The organism is Streptomyces sp. NBC_00457, from assembly GCF_036014015.1.
GTDB lineage: Bacteria > Actinomycetota > Actinomycetes > Streptomycetales > Streptomycetaceae > Streptomyces.
Map to the genome: position 1 here is coordinate 4,609,534 of NZ_CP107905.1, position 15,444 is coordinate 4,624,977.

Annotated in this window: 27 protein-coding genes; all 27 read right to left on the bottom strand. The window is 65.4% G+C overall.

What is annotated here, in order from left to right:
- Window positions 1-3: 3 nt before the first annotated feature.
- The 27 genes from truA to rplB all read right to left on the bottom strand — a co-directional run bounded on the left by truA (window position 4) and on the right by rplB (window position 15,437).
- The gene (gene truA, locus OG828_RS20675) at window positions 4-861 is read right to left on the bottom strand and encodes a tRNA pseudouridine(38-40) synthase TruA (RefSeq protein WP_328501975.1); all 858 of its coding nucleotides are present in this window, start codon (window positions 859-861) and stop codon (window positions 4-6) included.
- A 145-nt stretch (window positions 862-1,006) separates the two neighbouring features.
- Window positions 1,007-1,510, bottom strand: a complete 504-nt coding sequence (gene rplQ / locus OG828_RS20680) for a 50S ribosomal protein L17 (protein ID WP_328358824.1) — start codon at window positions 1,508-1,510, stop codon at window positions 1,007-1,009.
- A gap of 117 nt (window positions 1,511-1,627) precedes the next feature.
- Window positions 1,628-2,650, bottom strand: a complete 1,023-nt coding sequence (locus tag OG828_RS20685; protein WP_210572742.1) for a DNA-directed RNA polymerase subunit alpha — start codon at window positions 2,648-2,650, stop codon at window positions 1,628-1,630.
- Window positions 2,651-2,774: 124 nt separating this feature from the next.
- Entirely contained in the window at window positions 2,775-3,179 is a 405-nt protein-coding gene (rpsK, locus tag OG828_RS20690; RefSeq protein WP_003956432.1) for a 30S ribosomal protein S11, read from the bottom strand.
- Between the two features lie 69 nt (window positions 3,180-3,248).
- Window positions 3,249-3,629, bottom strand: a complete 381-nt coding sequence (gene rpsM / locus OG828_RS20695) for a 30S ribosomal protein S13 (RefSeq protein ID WP_037680379.1) — start codon at window positions 3,627-3,629, stop codon at window positions 3,249-3,251.
- Between the two features lie 224 nt (window positions 3,630-3,853).
- On the bottom strand, window positions 3,854-3,967 hold the full coding sequence (rpmJ, locus tag OG828_RS20700) for a 50S ribosomal protein L36 (RefSeq protein WP_003998809.1): 114 nt from the start codon (window positions 3,965-3,967) through the stop codon (window positions 3,854-3,856).
- Window positions 3,968-4,025: 58 nt separating this feature from the next.
- Window positions 4,026-4,247 carry a translation initiation factor IF-1 gene (gene infA, locus OG828_RS20705; protein WP_003948620.1) on the bottom strand — a complete coding sequence of 74 codons (222 nt, stop codon included), beginning with the start codon at window positions 4,245-4,247 and terminating at the stop codon, window positions 4,026-4,028.
- A gap of 250 nt (window positions 4,248-4,497) precedes the next feature.
- Window positions 4,498-5,334 carry a type I methionyl aminopeptidase gene (map, locus tag OG828_RS20710; protein ID WP_328358830.1) on the bottom strand — a complete coding sequence of 279 codons (837 nt, stop codon included), beginning with the start codon at window positions 5,332-5,334 and terminating at the stop codon, window positions 4,498-4,500.
- A 134-nt stretch (window positions 5,335-5,468) separates the two neighbouring features.
- On the bottom strand, window positions 5,469-6,131 hold the full coding sequence (locus tag OG828_RS20715) for an adenylate kinase (protein ID WP_328358833.1): 663 nt from the start codon (window positions 6,129-6,131) through the stop codon (window positions 5,469-5,471).
- On the bottom strand, window positions 6,131-7,444 hold the full coding sequence (gene secY / locus OG828_RS20720; RefSeq protein ID WP_328358836.1) for a preprotein translocase subunit SecY: 1,314 nt from the start codon (window positions 7,442-7,444) through the stop codon (window positions 6,131-6,133). Before secY ends, OG828_RS20715 begins: the two co-directional genes overlap by 1 nt.
- A gap of 245 nt (window positions 7,445-7,689) precedes the next feature.
- Window positions 7,690-8,145, bottom strand: a complete 456-nt coding sequence (rplO, locus tag OG828_RS20725; protein ID WP_014674382.1) for a 50S ribosomal protein L15 — start codon at window positions 8,143-8,145, stop codon at window positions 7,690-7,692.
- Window positions 8,146-8,147: 2 nt separating this feature from the next.
- Window positions 8,148-8,330 carry a 50S ribosomal protein L30 gene (rpmD, locus tag OG828_RS20730; protein ID WP_005481207.1) on the bottom strand — a complete coding sequence of 61 codons (183 nt, stop codon included), beginning with the start codon at window positions 8,328-8,330 and terminating at the stop codon, window positions 8,148-8,150.
- Window positions 8,330-8,938, bottom strand: coding sequence for a 30S ribosomal protein S5 (rpsE, locus tag OG828_RS20735; RefSeq protein WP_030671799.1), 609 nt, complete (start codon window positions 8,936-8,938; stop codon window positions 8,330-8,332). Before rpsE ends, rpmD begins: the two co-directional genes overlap by 1 nt.
- 40 nt (window positions 8,939-8,978) lie before the next feature.
- On the bottom strand, window positions 8,979-9,362 hold the full coding sequence (gene rplR / locus OG828_RS20740; protein ID WP_210572736.1) for a 50S ribosomal protein L18: 384 nt from the start codon (window positions 9,360-9,362) through the stop codon (window positions 8,979-8,981).
- A gap of 3 nt (window positions 9,363-9,365) precedes the next feature.
- Window positions 9,366-9,905 carry a 50S ribosomal protein L6 gene (rplF, locus tag OG828_RS20745; protein WP_210572735.1) on the bottom strand — a complete coding sequence of 180 codons (540 nt, stop codon included), beginning with the start codon at window positions 9,903-9,905 and terminating at the stop codon, window positions 9,366-9,368.
- Between the two features lie 24 nt (window positions 9,906-9,929).
- Window positions 9,930-10,328 (bottom strand): 30S ribosomal protein S8, encoded by a 399-nt coding sequence (gene rpsH / locus OG828_RS20750; protein ID WP_015658459.1) that lies wholly within the window; start codon window positions 10,326-10,328, stop codon window positions 9,930-9,932.
- Window positions 10,329-10,539: 211 nt separating this feature from the next.
- Window positions 10,540-10,725, bottom strand: a complete 186-nt coding sequence (locus OG828_RS20755; protein WP_003948630.1) for a type Z 30S ribosomal protein S14 — start codon at window positions 10,723-10,725, stop codon at window positions 10,540-10,542.
- Window positions 10,726-10,730: 5 nt separating this feature from the next.
- On the bottom strand, window positions 10,731-11,288 hold the full coding sequence (rplE, locus tag OG828_RS20760; protein ID WP_121787373.1) for a 50S ribosomal protein L5: 558 nt from the start codon (window positions 11,286-11,288) through the stop codon (window positions 10,731-10,733).
- Window positions 11,288-11,611 (bottom strand): 50S ribosomal protein L24, encoded by a 324-nt coding sequence (rplX, locus tag OG828_RS20765; protein WP_003992365.1) that lies wholly within the window; start codon window positions 11,609-11,611, stop codon window positions 11,288-11,290. The genes rplE and rplX overlap by 1 nt, the downstream gene beginning before the upstream one ends.
- A gap of 2 nt (window positions 11,612-11,613) precedes the next feature.
- Entirely contained in the window at window positions 11,614-11,982 is a 369-nt protein-coding gene (rplN, locus tag OG828_RS20770) for a 50S ribosomal protein L14 (RefSeq protein ID WP_003998823.1), read from the bottom strand.
- Window positions 11,983-12,147: 165 nt separating this feature from the next.
- On the bottom strand, window positions 12,148-12,435 hold the full coding sequence (gene rpsQ, locus OG828_RS20775; protein ID WP_003992363.1) for a 30S ribosomal protein S17: 288 nt from the start codon (window positions 12,433-12,435) through the stop codon (window positions 12,148-12,150).
- Entirely contained in the window at window positions 12,435-12,659 is a 225-nt protein-coding gene (gene rpmC, locus OG828_RS20780; RefSeq protein WP_010036720.1) for a 50S ribosomal protein L29, read from the bottom strand. Before rpmC ends, rpsQ begins: the two co-directional genes overlap by 1 nt.
- Window positions 12,659-13,078 carry a 50S ribosomal protein L16 gene (gene rplP / locus OG828_RS20785; RefSeq protein WP_328358859.1) on the bottom strand — a complete coding sequence of 140 codons (420 nt, stop codon included), beginning with the start codon at window positions 13,076-13,078 and terminating at the stop codon, window positions 12,659-12,661. Before rplP ends, rpmC begins: the two co-directional genes overlap by 1 nt.
- 5 nt (window positions 13,079-13,083) lie before the next feature.
- Complete coding sequence (gene rpsC, locus OG828_RS20790; RefSeq protein WP_210572717.1) at window positions 13,084-13,917, bottom strand: 30S ribosomal protein S3; 834 nt, start codon at window positions 13,915-13,917, stop codon at window positions 13,084-13,086.
- Window positions 13,917-14,264, bottom strand: coding sequence for a 50S ribosomal protein L22 (gene rplV, locus OG828_RS20795; protein WP_155058649.1), 348 nt, complete (start codon window positions 14,262-14,264; stop codon window positions 13,917-13,919). Before rplV ends, rpsC begins: the two co-directional genes overlap by 1 nt.
- Before the next feature lie 42 nt (window positions 14,265-14,306).
- Entirely contained in the window at window positions 14,307-14,588 is a 282-nt protein-coding gene (rpsS, locus tag OG828_RS20800) for a 30S ribosomal protein S19 (RefSeq protein WP_007384069.1), read from the bottom strand.
- A gap of 12 nt (window positions 14,589-14,600) precedes the next feature.
- Window positions 14,601-15,437, bottom strand: a complete 837-nt coding sequence (gene rplB / locus OG828_RS20805) for a 50S ribosomal protein L2 (protein WP_059192905.1) — start codon at window positions 15,435-15,437, stop codon at window positions 14,601-14,603.
- Window positions 15,438-15,444 lie beyond the last annotated feature (7 nt).

Consider the following 15,444-nt stretch of genomic DNA (forward strand, 5'->3'; position numbering starts at 1 on the left):
CCGCTAGCCGCAGCACCCCGCCGACGGCAACGTCCGCCTGTTCCGCGCCTCCTTGTTCCGCGCGGCCAGCAACTCGTCGGCGGGGTAACCGACTTCCTCCAACGTCAGCCCATGCGGCCGTACGACATGCACGGCGGAGTCACGCACACCGGCGGCAAGCACCTTCCCCGGCCAGTCCGGCCCCCGATGCCCGTCCCCCACGAACAACAGCGCCCCGATCAACGACCGCACCATGTTGTGGCAGAACGCATCCGCCCGCACGGTCGCCGTGACGATCCCGTCCTCACCCCGCACCAGGCGCAGCTCCTGCAGCGTACGAATGGTGGTCGCCCCCTCCCGCTTCTTGCAGTAGGCGGCGAAGTCATGCTCCCCCAGCAGCCCTTGAGCCGCCTCGTTCATGGCATCGACGTCGAGCGGCCAGTCATGCCACAGCACATGACTCCGCAGCAACGGATCGACGCCCCCCGGATTGTCGGTGACGCGATACGCATACCGCCGCCAGACAGCCGAGAACCGCGCGTTGAACCCGTCCGGCGCCTCCCTCAGCGCCCACACCCGCACATCCTTCGGCAACCGCCCGGCAAGCCGCTTCAGCAACTTCTCGTGATGCTCCCCCCACACCTCCCGAGGCAGATCGACATGCGCGACCTGCCCCCGCGCATGCACCCCGGCATCGGTCCGCCCGGCCACGGTCAGCTCATACGTCTCCCGGGACCGCGTGACAGTCCGCAGAGCATCCTCGATCTCCCCCTGCACGGTCCTACGCCCACCGGCCTGCTTGGCCCAGCCGGAGAACTCGGTCCCGTCGTAGGACAGATCAAGGCGCACTCGCACGAACCCGGGCGCTGCGTCATCACTCACGTACAGATCCTCTCAGCAACACAAAAACGGGCCCGCCCCTTGAAAAGGAACGGACCCGCAATCGCGCCCCAAAGGGGCGCGGGGAACTGCGCGACAAGCCACGACGAAGCCGCACCCGCCAACGAAACAGCCCCCGGCAGAACGCTTACGCGTCCTTCGACTCCTCGGCGACAGTGTCCTCGGCCTCGTCGGCCTTGGTCACGTCAACCTTGGTCTCAACCGCAACCTCGGCGTCCTTGGCGGCACGCTTAGTCGCAGCCTCGGCCTCACCCGTCGCCTCCTGCGCGACCGTCAGCGCTTCCACCAGCTCGATGACAGCCATGGGCGCGTTGTCGCCCCGACGGTTACCGATCTTGGTGATACGGGTGTAACCACCCGGACGGTTCTCGTACCGCGGACCGATCTCGGTGAAGAGCGTGTGCACGATGCTCTTGTCCGTGATGACCTGGAGCACCTGACGGCGGTTGTGAAGGTCGCCCTTCTTCGCCTTGGTGACCAGACGCTCGGCATACGGCCGCAGACGGCGGGCCTTCGCCTCGGTGGTGGTGATCCGACCGTGCTCGAAAAGCGCCTTCGCGAGGTTCGCGAGAAGCAGCTTCTCGTGCGCGGCACTGCCGCCCAGACGGGCACCCTTGGCGGGCTTCGGCATGATGTTTCTCCTAGGTGTCTGCCCCGGCCGTATCAGGTACCGGGGTCAGTATCCGAGCAGACGGTCGTCTGTCGGAGATCCGGGGTCCGCTGACGCGAACCCCGGAAGTGGAACCGATCAGTACTGCTCGGTCTCCACAAAGCCCGCATCCGCGTCGTCGTCCGCGCCGAACGCGTCCGCCGCAGCAGTGGGGTCGAATCCGGGCGGGCTGTCCTTGAGGGCCAGGCCCATGCCGTGCAGCTTCGCCTTGACCTCGTCGATGGACTTCGCACCGAAGTTGCGAATGTCGAGGAGATCGGCCTCGGAGCGCGCGACCAGTTCACCCACGGAGTGGATGCCCTCACGCTTGAGGCAGTTGTACGACCGGACGGTGAGCTCCAGCTCCTCGATCGGCAGCGCCAGATCGGCGGCAAGGGCGGCGTCCGTGGGGGACGGGCCCATGTCGATGCCCTCGGCGTCGATGTTGAGCTCGCGCGCCAGACCGAACAGCTCGACCAGGGTCTTACCGGCCGACGCCATCGCGTCACGCGGACGCATGGCCTGCTTGGTCTCGACGTCGACGATCAGCTTGTCGAAGTCGGTGCGCTGCTCGACACGCGTGGCCTCGACCTTGTACGTGACCTTCAGCACCGGCGAGTAGATCGAGTCGACCGGAATACGCCCGATCTCCTGACCGACCTGCTTGTTCTGCACGGCGGAGACGTAACCACGGCCACGCTCGACCGTGAGCTCCATCTCCAGCTTGCCCTTGCCGTTGAGCGTGGCAAGGACGAGGTCGGGGTTGTGCACCTCGACACCGGCCGGGGGCGCGATGTCGGCGGCGGTGACCAGACCCGGGCCCTGCTTGCGCAGGTACATCACGACCGGCTCGTCGTGCTCACTGCTCACGACCAGCTGCTTGATGTTGAGGATCAGGTCGGTGACGTCCTCCTTGACGCCCGGCACGGTGGTGAACTCGTGCAGGACACCGTCGATACGGATGCTGGTGACAGCGGCTCCGGGGATCGACGACAGGAGAGTCCGACGCAGGGAGTTGCCGAGGGTGTAGCCGAAGCCCGGCTCCAGCGGCTCGATCACGAACCGGGAGCGGAATTCGTCGACGACCTCTTCGGTCAACGAGGGACGCTGAGCGATCAGCATGTTGCGTTCCTTCTGTCAGGGGCGCCCGCTATTTGACGCCCTGATTTGTTACAAGGGTACGGGCGATACGACTCCGAAGAGCCATACCGCCCGAAAACCTCAAACCAAGCAGCCGTACGTCAGGTCAGACGCGACGGCGCTTCGGCGGACGGCAGCCGTTGTGCGGGGTCGGGGTGACGTCCTGGATGGAGCCGACCTCGAGACCGGTCGCCTGGAGCGAACGGATGGCGGTCTCACGACCGGAACCCGGGCCCTTGACGAACACGTCGACCTTGCGCATGCCGTGCTCCTGGGCGCGGCGGGCAGCCGACTCGGCGGCCATCTGCGCGGCGAACGGCGTGGACTTCCGGGAGCCCTTGAAGCCGACGTGGCCGGCGGAGGCCCAGGAGATCACGTTGCCGGACGGGTCCGTGATGGAGACGATCGTGTTGTTGAACGTGCTCTTGATGTGCGCGTGACCGTGAGCGACGTTCTTCTTTTCCTTGCGGCGCACCTTCTTGGCAGCGCCCTGACGACCCTTGGGGGGCATCTATAACTCCTACGGGGAGGTGGTCGGTCCTACAGCGAAGACCGCTGATGAAGCGTTGTCCGCTGCGGACTACTTCTTGCCCGGCTTCTTCTTACCGGCGATGGCGCGACGCGGGCCCTTGCGGGTACGAGCGTTCGTGCTGGTGCGCTGACCGCGGACGGGCAGGCCACGACGGTGACGGAGACCCTGGTAGCAGCCGATCTCCACCTTGCGGCGAATGTCGGCCTGGATCTCACGACGGAGGTCACCCTCGGTCTTGATGTTGTTGTCCACGTACTCGCGGATCGCGACGAGCTGCTCCTCGGAGAGGTCGCGAACACGGGTGTTCGGGTCGATGCCCGTCTCCGCCAGCGTCAGCTGCGAAAGGGTCCGGCCGATGCCGAACACGTAGGTCAGGGCGACTTCCACACGCTTTTCGCGCGGGATGTCGACACCGGAAACGCGTGCCATTCAATGGCTCCAGTTGTCGTTCGGAGGTCTGACACGGAACCGACTCCCAGCCGCCGGCCTCTTCACGCTGTTCAAAAGATGCAGCCAAAGATTAGGTACGAACTGGGTCCCCAGCCTCCGACCGGGGGTGTCAGGTCTGATGAGTCTCAGCCCTGGATTCCGCGTATGAACATGTACTGCTTGCGTCGCGCGAAGTTCTGCGGATGCAGAGAGTCGGTCGTGCGTCAGCCCTGGCGCTGCTTGTGGCGCGGGTTCTCGCAGATGACCATGACCCGACCGTGACGGCGGATCACCCTGCACTTGTCGCAGATCTTCTTGACGCTCGGCTTGACCTTCATTAGGTGAGGTTCTCCGGGTCAGTGCCACCACCCCGGCGAGCCGGGGCACAGGCAAGATCTACTTGTACCGGTAGACGATCCGGCCACGCGTCAGGTCGTACGGAGACAACTCCACCACGACCCGGTCGTCAGGGAGGATACGGATGTAGTGCATTCGCATCTTGCCGCTGATATGTGCCAGGACCTGGTGGCCGTTCTGGAGCTCGACCTTGAACATGGCGTTCGGAAGAGACTCGACGACAGTGCCCTCGATCTCGATGGCACCTTGCTTCTTGGCCACGCTTCGCCCTTCGAATCGACTACCTTGATCGACCCTGTGCGAGCGCATGCAGACATGCGGGTACACAAGAGCCGACGAGTCAGTCTACGTCAGCGCACCCGGAAAGACGAATCGAGGAAGCCTGCCCCAACACCCAGATCATTAAGCGCTCGGGACTGGAGCGCCCCGTAAGGGGCGCGGGGAACTGCGCGACAAGCCCCCACAAACCCGCAGCCGCCGACGAGAGCAGAACACCCCGCCCGGACGGCGCTCAGCTCAACGGATCCGGCGCAGCGACGATCCCGTACTCCGCCAACTTCGCCCGACCCCCGTCGGGAGACGTAAGCACCAGCGGCCCCTGCTCGGTCAACGCAACCGAATGCTCCCAGTGGGACGACCACGTACCGTCCGTCGTGACGACCGTCCAGTCATCCGCGAGGACCTCGGTCTTCGGCGTACCCAGCGACACCATCGGCTCGATCGCCAGGCAGAACCCGGGCACCAGCTTCGGCCCCTTGCCCCGCCGCTTCTCGACATAGTTCAGCAGATGCGGATCCATGTGCATCTCCGTGCCGATGCCATGGCCGCCGTAGTCCTCGATGATCCCGTAGCGCCCGCCCCCGGGCTTCGGCTGGCGGCGGATGTACGTCTCGATGGCACGGGAGACGTCGACGAGGCGATGCCCCTGCTTCATCGCGGCGATGCCCGCCCACATCGACTCCTCCGTCACCCGGGAGAGCTCGATCAGCTCCGGCGCGTGACCGGAGCCCACGAAGACGGTGTAGGCCGCGTCGCCGTGCCAGCCGTCGATGATCGCGCCGGCGTCGACGGAGATGATGTCGCCGTCCTTGAGCACGACCTCGTCGGACGGGATGCCGTGGACCACGACCTCGTTCACGGATGTGCAGATGGTGGCCGGGAAGCCGCCGTACCCGAGGAAGTTCGACTTCGCCCCGTGCTCCGCGAGCACCTTCCGCGCGACCTCGTCCAGGTCCTTGGTGGAAGCACCCGGCACGGCCGCCTCCCGCGTCGCCGCGTGAATGGCGGCAACGACCAGCCCCGCCTCACGCATCTTGGCGATCTGCTCAGGGGACTTGATCTGCACCATGGCGGCGGTGGCCTTTCTGCAACGGGGAGAAATGGGGCTGCTTCCACAACCATACGTGCGCGGCATGCGTCCGCTCTCACGCAGTAGCCGCGGTCCCCCGACGGGGAACCGCGGCTACGACAACGTACGAACGACTACTTCTCGTCGCCCTCGCGCTTCAGCGCCTCCAGCGCACGACCGGTGACCTCGTCCACGGGACCCATCGCGTTGATCGTGACGACCAGGCCCTGGGTCTTGTAGTAGTCGATGATCGGTTCGGTCTGCGTGTGGTAGACCTCGAGCCGCTTGCGGACGGTCTCCTCGGAGTCGTCGTCCCGCTGGTACAGCTCACCGCCGCAGACGTCGCAGACGCCATCCTTCTTCGGCGCGCTGTACGTCACATGGAAGACGTGCGCGGAGTCCCTCCGGCAGATCCGCCGGCCGGCGATCCGCTTGACGACCTCTTCCTCGGGTGCCTCGAGATCCAGCACCGCGTCCAGCGTGACGTCCTCGGTCTCCAGCACCCCGTCCAGCGCCTCGGCCTGCGAGACATTGCGCGGGAAGCCGTCGAGCAGAAAGCCGTTCTCCGCGTCGGGCTGCTCCATGCGGTCCTTGGCCATCGCGATGGTGACCTCGTCGGGGACCAGGTTGCCGGCGTCCATGTAGGACTTCGCGAGTTTGCCGAGTTCCGTCTGCTGGCTGATGTTCGCGCGGAACAGATCGCCCGTGGAGATGTGCGGGATGCGCAGCTTCTCGGCAAGGCGCGAGGCCTGCGTACCCTTACCGGCGCCCGGCGGCCCGACGAGGACGATTCGCATCAGCGGAGGAACCCTTCGTAATTGCGCTGCTGGAGCTGGCTCTCGATCTGCTTCACCGTCTCGAGACCGACACCCACGATGATCAGGATGCTGGTGCCGCCGAACGGGAAGTTCTGGTTTGCCCCGAAACCAGCCAACGCCATTGTCGGGACGAGAGCGATCAGACCCAGGTACAGCGAACCCGGCCAGGTGATCCGGTTGAGCACGTACGACAGGTACTCAGCGGTCGGCCGGCCAGCCCGGATGCCCGGGATGAAGCCACCATACTTCTTCATGTTGTCGGCTACTTCTTCGGGGTTGAAGGAGATAGCCACATAGAAGAACGCGAAGAAAACGATGAGCAAGAAGTACAGAGTGATGTAAATCGGATGGTCACCCTTCACCAGGTGTGACTCGATCCACGTTTTCCAGCTGGAGTTCCCGCTCGAGAACTGCGCGATCAGTGCCGGGATGTAGAGCAGCGACGAGGCGAAGATGACGGGAATCACACCCGCCTGGTTCACCTTCAGCGGGATGTACGTGGACGTGCCGCCGTAGGAGCGGCGGCCGATCATCCGCTTCGCGTACTGCACGGGGATGCGGCGCTGTGCCTGCTCGACGAAGACCACCAGGCCGACCATGAACAGGCCGACGAGGACGACGGTGCCGAACTCGATCCAGCCGTCGGCCAGGGAGCCCTGCGTCTTGATGGCCCACAGCGCGGACGGGAAGGTCGCGGCGATCGAGATGAACATCAGGATCGACATGCCGTTGCCGATGCCGCGGTCGGTGACGAGCTCACCGAGCCACATCACGACGGCCGTACCGGCGGTCATGGTGATGACCATGGTGATGGTCACGAAGATCGACTGGTCCGGGACGATCTCGGAGGCCACGGGGCAGCCCTGGAAGAGCGCGCCGCTGCGGGCGGTGGCGACCAGGCCGGTGCCCTGGAGGACGGCGAGCGCGACCGTCAGATACCGGGTGTACTGCGTGATCTTCGCTGTACCGGCCGAGCCCTCCTTCTTCAGGGCCTCGAGCCGCGGGATCACCACCGTCAGCAGCTGCAGGATGATGCTCGCCGTGATGTACGGCATGATGCCGAGCGCGAAGATCGTGATCTGCAGCAACGCGCCGCCGCTGAACATGTTGACCAGACCGAACAGGCCCTGGTTGCCCTTGGCCACGTCGATACAGGTCTGGACGTTCTGATAGTCGACACCGGGGATCGGGATATGCGTACCGATCCGGTAGATCACGATGATGCCGAGCGTGAAGAGCAGCTTCTTGCGCAGGTCGGGCGTCTTGAACGCCCGGGCGAACGCGGTGAGCACGGTGCCTCCTGCGACCCCCGCGCTTCTGCGTCAAGGGTGACGGTTGTGAGATTCCGATGGATAACAACGACATACGTAACGGTCAACTGCCGCTCTGAGTGCCCCACGTGAAGCACTCAGTAAAAGTTGGCAGTGCAGGCCACCTTACCCGCGGGACTGCCACCCTTGGAACGACCAACCGGGGATACCCCATTTGTGGGTATCCCCGGTCGGGATCGCTCAAGTCATCGAGGCGCCTGAGGTGTTCAGACGAGCTCGGTGACGGTGCCGCCGGCGGCGGTGATCTTCTCCTTGGCGGAGCCGGAGACGGCGTCGACCGTCACCTGCAGCGCCACGGAGATCTCGCCCTGGCCGAGCACCTTGACGAGGCTGTTCTTGCGAACAGCACCCTTGGCCACCAGACCCTCGACGGTGACCTCGCCACCCTCGGGGTAGAGCGCGGCCAGCTTGTCGAGGTTCACGACCTGGTACTCGGTCTTGAACGGGTTCTTGAACCCCTTCAGCTTCGGGAGACGCATGTGGAGGGGCATCTGGCCACCCTCGAAGCGCTCCGGAACCTGGTAACGGGCCTTCGTACCCTTGGTACCACGACCGGCCGTCTTACCCTTCGACGCCTCACCACGACCCACACGGGTCTTGGCGGTCTTGGCGCCCGGGGCGGGACGGAGGTTGTGGATCTTGAGCGGGTTCTGCTCCGCCATGATCAGTCGACCTCCTCGACCGTCACGAGGTGGCGGACGGTGTGCACCATGCCGCGGAACTCGGGACGATCCTCCTTGACGACCTGCGTGTTGATGCCCTTGAGACCAAGGGAGCGCAGGGTGTCACGGTGGTTCTGCTTGCTGCCGATGTACGACTTCGTCTGCGTGATCTTGAGCTGAGCCATTACGCAGCACCAGCCCCGGCACGCGCACGCAGCAGAGCCGCGGGAGCGACGTCCTCGAGCGGCAGACCACGGCGGGCCGCGATCTCCTCGGGACGCTGCAGACCCTTCAGGGCCTCCACGGTCGCGTGCACGATGTTGATCGCGTTCGACGAGCCGAGCGACTTCGACAGCACGTCGTGGATACCGGCGCACTCCAGGACGGCACGCACGGGACCACCGGCGATAACACCGGTACCCGGCGAAGCCGGCTTGAGGAGAACGACGCCGGCAGCCTTCTCACCCGTGATCGGGTGCGGGATGGTGCCCTGGATACGGGGGACCTTGAAGAAGTGCTTCTTGGCCTCCTCAACACCCTTGGCGATGGCGGCCGGCACCTCCTTGGCCTTGCCGTAACCGACACCCACGGTGCCGTCACCGTCGCCCACTACGACGAGCGCAGTGAAGCTGAAGCGACGACCACCCTTCACAACCTTGGCGACGCGGTTGATCGCGACAACGCGCTCAACGTACGCGGTCTTCTCGGCGGCAGCTGCGCCGCCGTCACGGCCCTTCCGGTCCCGCCGCTCGCCGCCACCGGCACCGCCACCGCGGCGCTGGGGTCCAGCCATTGGAATTACCTCTCTCTGTCTCCGCTAGCTACGGAACCGACTAGAACTTCAGTCCGGCTTCGCGGGCGGCGTCCGCCAGAGCGGCAATGCGCCCGGCGTACTGGTTACCACCACGGTCGAATACGACGGCCTCGACGCCCGCGGCCTTGGCGCGCTCGGCGACCAGGGCGCCGACCTGCTTGGCCTGTGCGGACTTGTCACCCTCGCCACCGCGCACCGAGGTGTCCAGAGTGGACGCCGACGCCAGGGTGTGACCCTTGATGTCGTCGATCACCTGGGCCACGATGTGGCGGTTGGAGCGGGTAACGACCAGACGCGGACGCTCCGCCGTACCCGCGACCTTCTTGCGGATCCGGATGTGACGGCGCTTGATCGCGGCGCGCTTGTAGGCGTCGCCCTTAAGGATCTTCTGTCCGTATGCCATGGCTTACTTACCCGCCTTTCCGACCTTGCGGCGGATGACTTCGCCCTCGTACTTGACGCCCTTGGCCTTGTACGGGTCGGGCTTGCGCAGCTTGCGGATGTTGGCCGCAACCTCGCCGACCTTCTGCTTGTCGATGCCCTCGACCGAGAACCGCGTCGGGTTCTCGACCTTGAAGGTGATGCCTTCGGGGGCCTCGACGGTGATCGGGTGGCTGTAGCCGAGAGCGAACTCCAGGTTCGAACCCTTGGCCTGCACGCGGTAACCGACACCGCTGATCTCGAGCTTCTTCACGTAACCCTGGGTCACGCCGGTGATCATGTTCGCCACCAGCGTGCGGGACAGGCCGTGCAGGGCCTTGTTCTGACGCTCGTCGTTCGGACGCACGACGTTCAGCACGCCGTCCTCGCCCTTAGCGATCTCGATCGGCGCCGCAATGGTGTGGGAGAGGGTGCCCTTGGGGCCCTTCACCTGGACCGTGCGGCCATCGATGGTGACGTCCACGCCGGCGGGAACCGTGATGGGGAGCTTGCCAATGCGCGACATAGCTGTTTCCTCCGTTCCCTTCCGCTACCAGACGTAGGCGAGAACTTCTCCGCCTACGCCCTTCTTGCCGGCCTGCTTGTCGGTGAGAAGCCCGTGCGACGTGGAGATGATCGCCACGCCGAGGCCGCCGAGCACCTTCGGCAGGTTGGTGGACTTCGCGTACACCCGGAGACCGGGCTTGGAGATCCGCTTGATGCCCGCGATGGAGCGCTCACGGTTGGGGCCGAACTTCAGCTCCAGGACGAGGTTCTTGCCGACCTCGGCGTCCTCGACCTTCCAGCCCGTGATGAAGCCCTCCTGCTGGAGGATCTCCGCGATGTGAGACTTGATCTTCGAGTGCGGCATCGCCACGGTGTCGTGGTACGCCGAGTTCGCGTTCCGCAGACGCGTAAGCATGTCTGCGATCGGATCAGTCATGGTCATGAATTGGCCTTCGGCCTCTCTCGCCGGGGTTTCCTGGTGCGCCATCCCTCTCCCCGATCCGAGACGGGGCGGGTGCGGCGCGGTGGACCTACGGCGTAGTAAGTCGTATGGGCGTCCAGGCGCCCAACCCTCCTAGCCTAAGCCACGGAGAGGTGGGCACCTGACACTGCCCTTTACTTACCGAGAGTTCCTGACGTCCCGAAGTACGGGACTACCAGGAGCTCTTGGTCACGCCCGGCAGCTCGCCACGGTGAGCCATCTCACGAAGGCACACGCGGCAGAGGCCGAACTTGCGGTACACGGAGTGCGGACGACCACAGCGCTGGCAGCGCGTGTAGCCACGTACACCGAACTTGGGCTTACGAGCAGCCTTGGCAATCAGAGCCTTCTTCGCCATCTCGCTTACGCCTCCTTGAAGGGGAAGCCGAGGTGACGGAGGAGCGCGCGGCCCTCGGCGTCGTTGGTCGCCGTGGTGACCACGGTGATGTCCATACCCCGGACGCGGTCGATCTTGTCCTGGTCGATCTCGTGGAACATGACCTGCTCCGTGAGACCGAAGGTGTAGTTGCCACGGCCGTCGAACTGCTTGGGGGACAGACCACGGAAGTCGCGGATGCGCGGCAGCGCGAGCGACAGGGTGCGGTCCAGGAACTCCCACATGCGGTCGCCACGGAGCGTGACGTGGGCACCGATCGGCTGACCCTCACGCAGCTTGAACTGCGCGATGGACTTGCGGGCCTTGGTGACGGCCGGCTTCTGACCGGTGATCGTGGTGAGGTCGCGAATCGCGCCGTCGATCAGCTTGGAGTCGCGGGCGGCGTCGCCCACACCCATGTTGACCACGATCTTGACGAGGCCGGGGATCTGCATGACGTTCTCGTACTTGAACTCGTCACGCAGCTTGCCCGCGATCTCCTCGCGGTACTTCTGCTTCAGACGCGGGGTGGTGGTGGTAGCCATCAGATGTCCTCACCCGTCCGCTTGGCAACGCGGATCTTGTTGCCTTCGTCGTCGAAGCGGTAACCGACACGCGTGACGACCTTGTTGCCGTCCTTCTCAACGACCAGCTGGACGTTGGAGACGTGGATCGGCGCCTCGGTCGTGACGATGCCGCCGGCCTGCGAACCGCGAGCGGTCGGACCGGCCTTGGTGTGCTTCTTGACCCGGTTGACACCCTCGACCAGGACGCGGTCCTCACGGGGGAAGGCCGCGATGACCTTGCCCTGCTTGCCCTTGTCCTTACCGGTGATGACCTGGACCAGGTCGCCCTTCTTGATCTTCATGCTTACAGCACCTCCGGCGCGAGCGAGATGATCTTCATGAACTTCTTCTCGCGCAGCTCACGGCCGACGGGGCCGAAGATACGGGTGCCGCGAGGGTCGCCGTCGTTCTTCAGAATGACGGCGGCGTTCTCGTCGAAGCGGATGTACGAGCCGTCCGGACGGCGGCGCTCCTTGACGGTGCGAACGATGACCGCCTTGACGACGTCACCCTTCTTCACGTTGCCACCGGGGATCGCGTCCTTGACGGTGGCGACGATGACGTCACCGATGCCCGCGTAGCGGCGACCGGAGCCACCGAGCACACGGATGCAAAGGATCTCCTTCGCACCAGTGTTGTCGGCGACACGCAGTCGCGACTCCTGCTGGATCACGTCTATCTCCTGATTGTCTGCCGGTTCCCTCCGGCGGTGAGCCGGAGAGCCTGGCGGAACCGTCCTGCGGGTTACTCCGCAGGAATTACTTAAGCCTCTTCACAGCGAAACCCGCGCCGGGAGCCGGAGCTCCCGGCGGGGCAGCGGGGGCGAACCCCCGCTTGTTTACTTCGCCTTCTCGAGGATCTCGACGACGCGCCAGCGCTTCGTCGCGGACAGCGGACGGGTCTCCATCAGGAGAACCCGGTCGCCGACGCCCGCGGCGTTCTGCTCGTCGTGCGCCTTGAGCTTGTTCGTACGGCGGATGACCTTGCCGTACAGCGCGTGCTTGACGCGGTCCTCGACGGCGACGACGACGGTCTTGTCCATCTTGTCGCTGACGACGAGACCCTCACGGGTCTTGCGGAAGCCGCGCGCCTCTGCGGTCTGCTCAGTCACGTTGCTCTCACTCATCAGGCGCTCTCCACCGTCTCGATGCCCAGCTCGCGCTCACGCATCAGGGTGTAGATCCGCGCGATGTCCTTACGGACGGCCTTCAGCCGACCGTGGTTCTCGAGCTGTCCGGTCGCCGCCTGGAAGCGGAGGTTGAACAGCTCTTCCTTGGCCTCGCGGAGCTTGTTGAGCAGCTCCTCGTTGCCCAGCTCGCGCAGCTCGGACGCCTTGGTACCGGCCGACATCACGATTCACCTGCCTCGCGCTTGACGATCTTGCACTTCATCGGCAGCTTGTGAGCCGCACGGGTCAGGGCCTCGCGCGCGATCTTCTCGTTGGGGTACGACAGCTCGAACATCACACGTCCGGGCTTGACGTTGGCCACCCACCACTCGGGAGAACCCTTACCGGAACCCATGCGGGTCTCGGCCGGCTTCTTCGTCAGGGGGCGGTCCGGGTAAATGTTGATCCAGACCTTGCCGCCACGCTTGATGTGACGGGTCATGGCGATACGAGCCGCTTCGATCTGACGGTTCGTGACGTACGCCGGGGTCAGCGCCTGGATGCCGTATTCGCCGAACGCAACCTGCGTGCCACCCTTGGACATGCCGGAGCGCTTCGGGTGGTGCTGCTTGCGGTGCTTGACCCTACGGGGGATCAGCATGTCGGTCAGGCCTCCGTTCCGGTGCTCTCAGCCGGAGCGGCGGCGGCGGGAGCCTCGGCCTTGGGGGCCTCGGCGCCGGCAGCCTGCTGCGGCTTACGACCGCGCCCGCCACGCTCGCCACCGCGGCCACCACGGGCCGGGCGGTCGGCGCCGCCACCGCGAGCCGGGCGGTTACCCGCACGGGCGGCAGCGTTCTCGGCGCGGACCTCGGCGATGTTCTTGACGTCGCCCTTGTAGATCCAGACCTTCACACCGATACGGCCGAAGGTCGTCTTGGCCTCGAAGAAGCCGTAGTCCACGTTCGCGCGGAGCGTGTGCAGGGGCACACGGCCCTCGCGGTAGAACTCCGAGCGGGACATCTCGGCGCCGCCGAGACGGCCACCGCACTGGATCTTGATGCCCTTGGCGCCGGCCTTCATGGCGGACTGCATGCTCTTACGCATGGCCCGACGGAAGGAGACGCGGGAGGACAGCTGCTCGGCGACGGCCTGGGCCACCAGCTGAGCGTCCGTCTCCGGGTTCTTGACCTCGAGGATGTTCAGCTGGACCTGCTTGCCGGTCAGCTTCTCCAGGTCACCGCGGATGCGGTCGGCCTCGGCGCCACGGCGGCCGATGACGATGCCCGGACGCGCGGTGTGGATGTCCACACGCACGCGGTCACGGGTGCGCTCGATCTCCACCTTCGAGATACCGGCGCGCTCCATGCCGGACGTCATCATCCGACGGATGGCGACGTCTTCCTTGACGTAGTCCTTGTACAGCTTGTCGGCGTACCAACGCGACTTGAAGTCGGTCGTGACACCGAGGCGGAACCCATGCGGGTTTACCTTCTGGCCCATTACCGGGTTCCTTCCTTGCTGCTGACGACCACGGTGATGTGGCTGGTCCGCTTGCGGATCCGGTAGGCACGGCCCTGGGCGCGCGGACGGAACCGCTTCAGGGTCGGACCCTCGTCGACGTACGCCTCGGAGATGAAGAGGCTGTCGGCGTCGGTGTGGTCGTAGTTGTGCGCGGCGTTGGCAATGGCGCTGTCGAGCACCTTGCCGACCGGCTCGGAGGCGGCCTGCGGAGCGAATCGCAGGACCGCCTGGGCCTCCGTGGCATCCATGCCACGGATGAGGTCCACCACGCGGCGGGCCTTCATGGGCGTGACGCGGATGTACCGCGCCTGGGCCCTGGCTTCCATGGTTGTCCCTTTCAGGTTTCTTTGTCTGAATGCGATCCGCTACTAGCGGCGCTTCGACTTCCGGTCGTCCTTGACGTGGCCCCGGAAGGTGCGCGTCGGCGAGAACTCGCCGAGCTTGTGGCCGACCATCGACTCGGTGACGAACACCGGGATGTGGGTCTTGCCGTTGTGCACCGCGATCGTGTGGCCGAGCATGGCCGGGACGATCATCGAGCGACGGGACCAGGTCTTGATGACGTTCTTGGAACCGGCTTCGTTCTGGGCGTCCACCTTCTTGATCAGGTGGTCGTCGACGAAGGGCCCCTTCTTGAGACTGCGCGGCATCTAAACCCGCTCCTAGCGCTTCTTGTTCGTCTTGCGGCGGCGGACGATGTACTTGTTCGACGCCTTCTTGGGCGAACGAGTACGTCCTTCCTTCTGACCCCAGGGGCTGACCGGGTGGCGACCACCGGAGGTCTTGCCCTCACCACCACCGTGCGGGTGGTCAACCGGGTTCATCGCCACACCGCGAACGGTCGGGCGGACGCCCAGCCAGCGCTTGCGGCCGGCCTTGCCCCAGTTGATGTTGGACTGCTCGGCGTTGCCGACCTCGCCGACGGTGGCGCGGCAGCGCACGTCGACCAGGCGGATCTCACCGGACGGCATACGGAGGTGGGCCATCTGGCCCTCCTTCGCGAGCAGCTGCACGGAGGCACCGGCGGAACGGGCGAACTTGGCGCCGCCACCCGGACGGAGCTCGATCGCGTGGATCGTGGTACCGACCGGGATGTTGCGGAGCGCCAGGTTGTTGCCCGGCTTGATGTCGGCCCCGGGACCGTTCTCGACGCGGTCACCCTGCTGCAGGTTGCGCGGGGCGAGGATGTAGCGCTTCTCGCCGTCCGCGTAGTGCAGCAGCGCGATGCGCGCGGTGCGGTTGGGGTCGTACTCGATGTGCGCGACCTTCGCCGGCACGCCGTCCTTGTCATGGCGACGGAAGTCGATGACACGGTAGGCGCGCTTGTGTCCGCCACCCTGGTGGCGAACGGTCACACGACCGGCGTTGTTACGGCCGCCCTTGCTGTGCAGCGGGCGGACCAGCGACTTCTCCGGCGTGGACCGCGTGACCTCGACGAAGTCGGCGACGCTGGAACCACGACGGCCCGGCGTAGTCGGCTTGTACTTGCGGATTCCCATTTCTCAG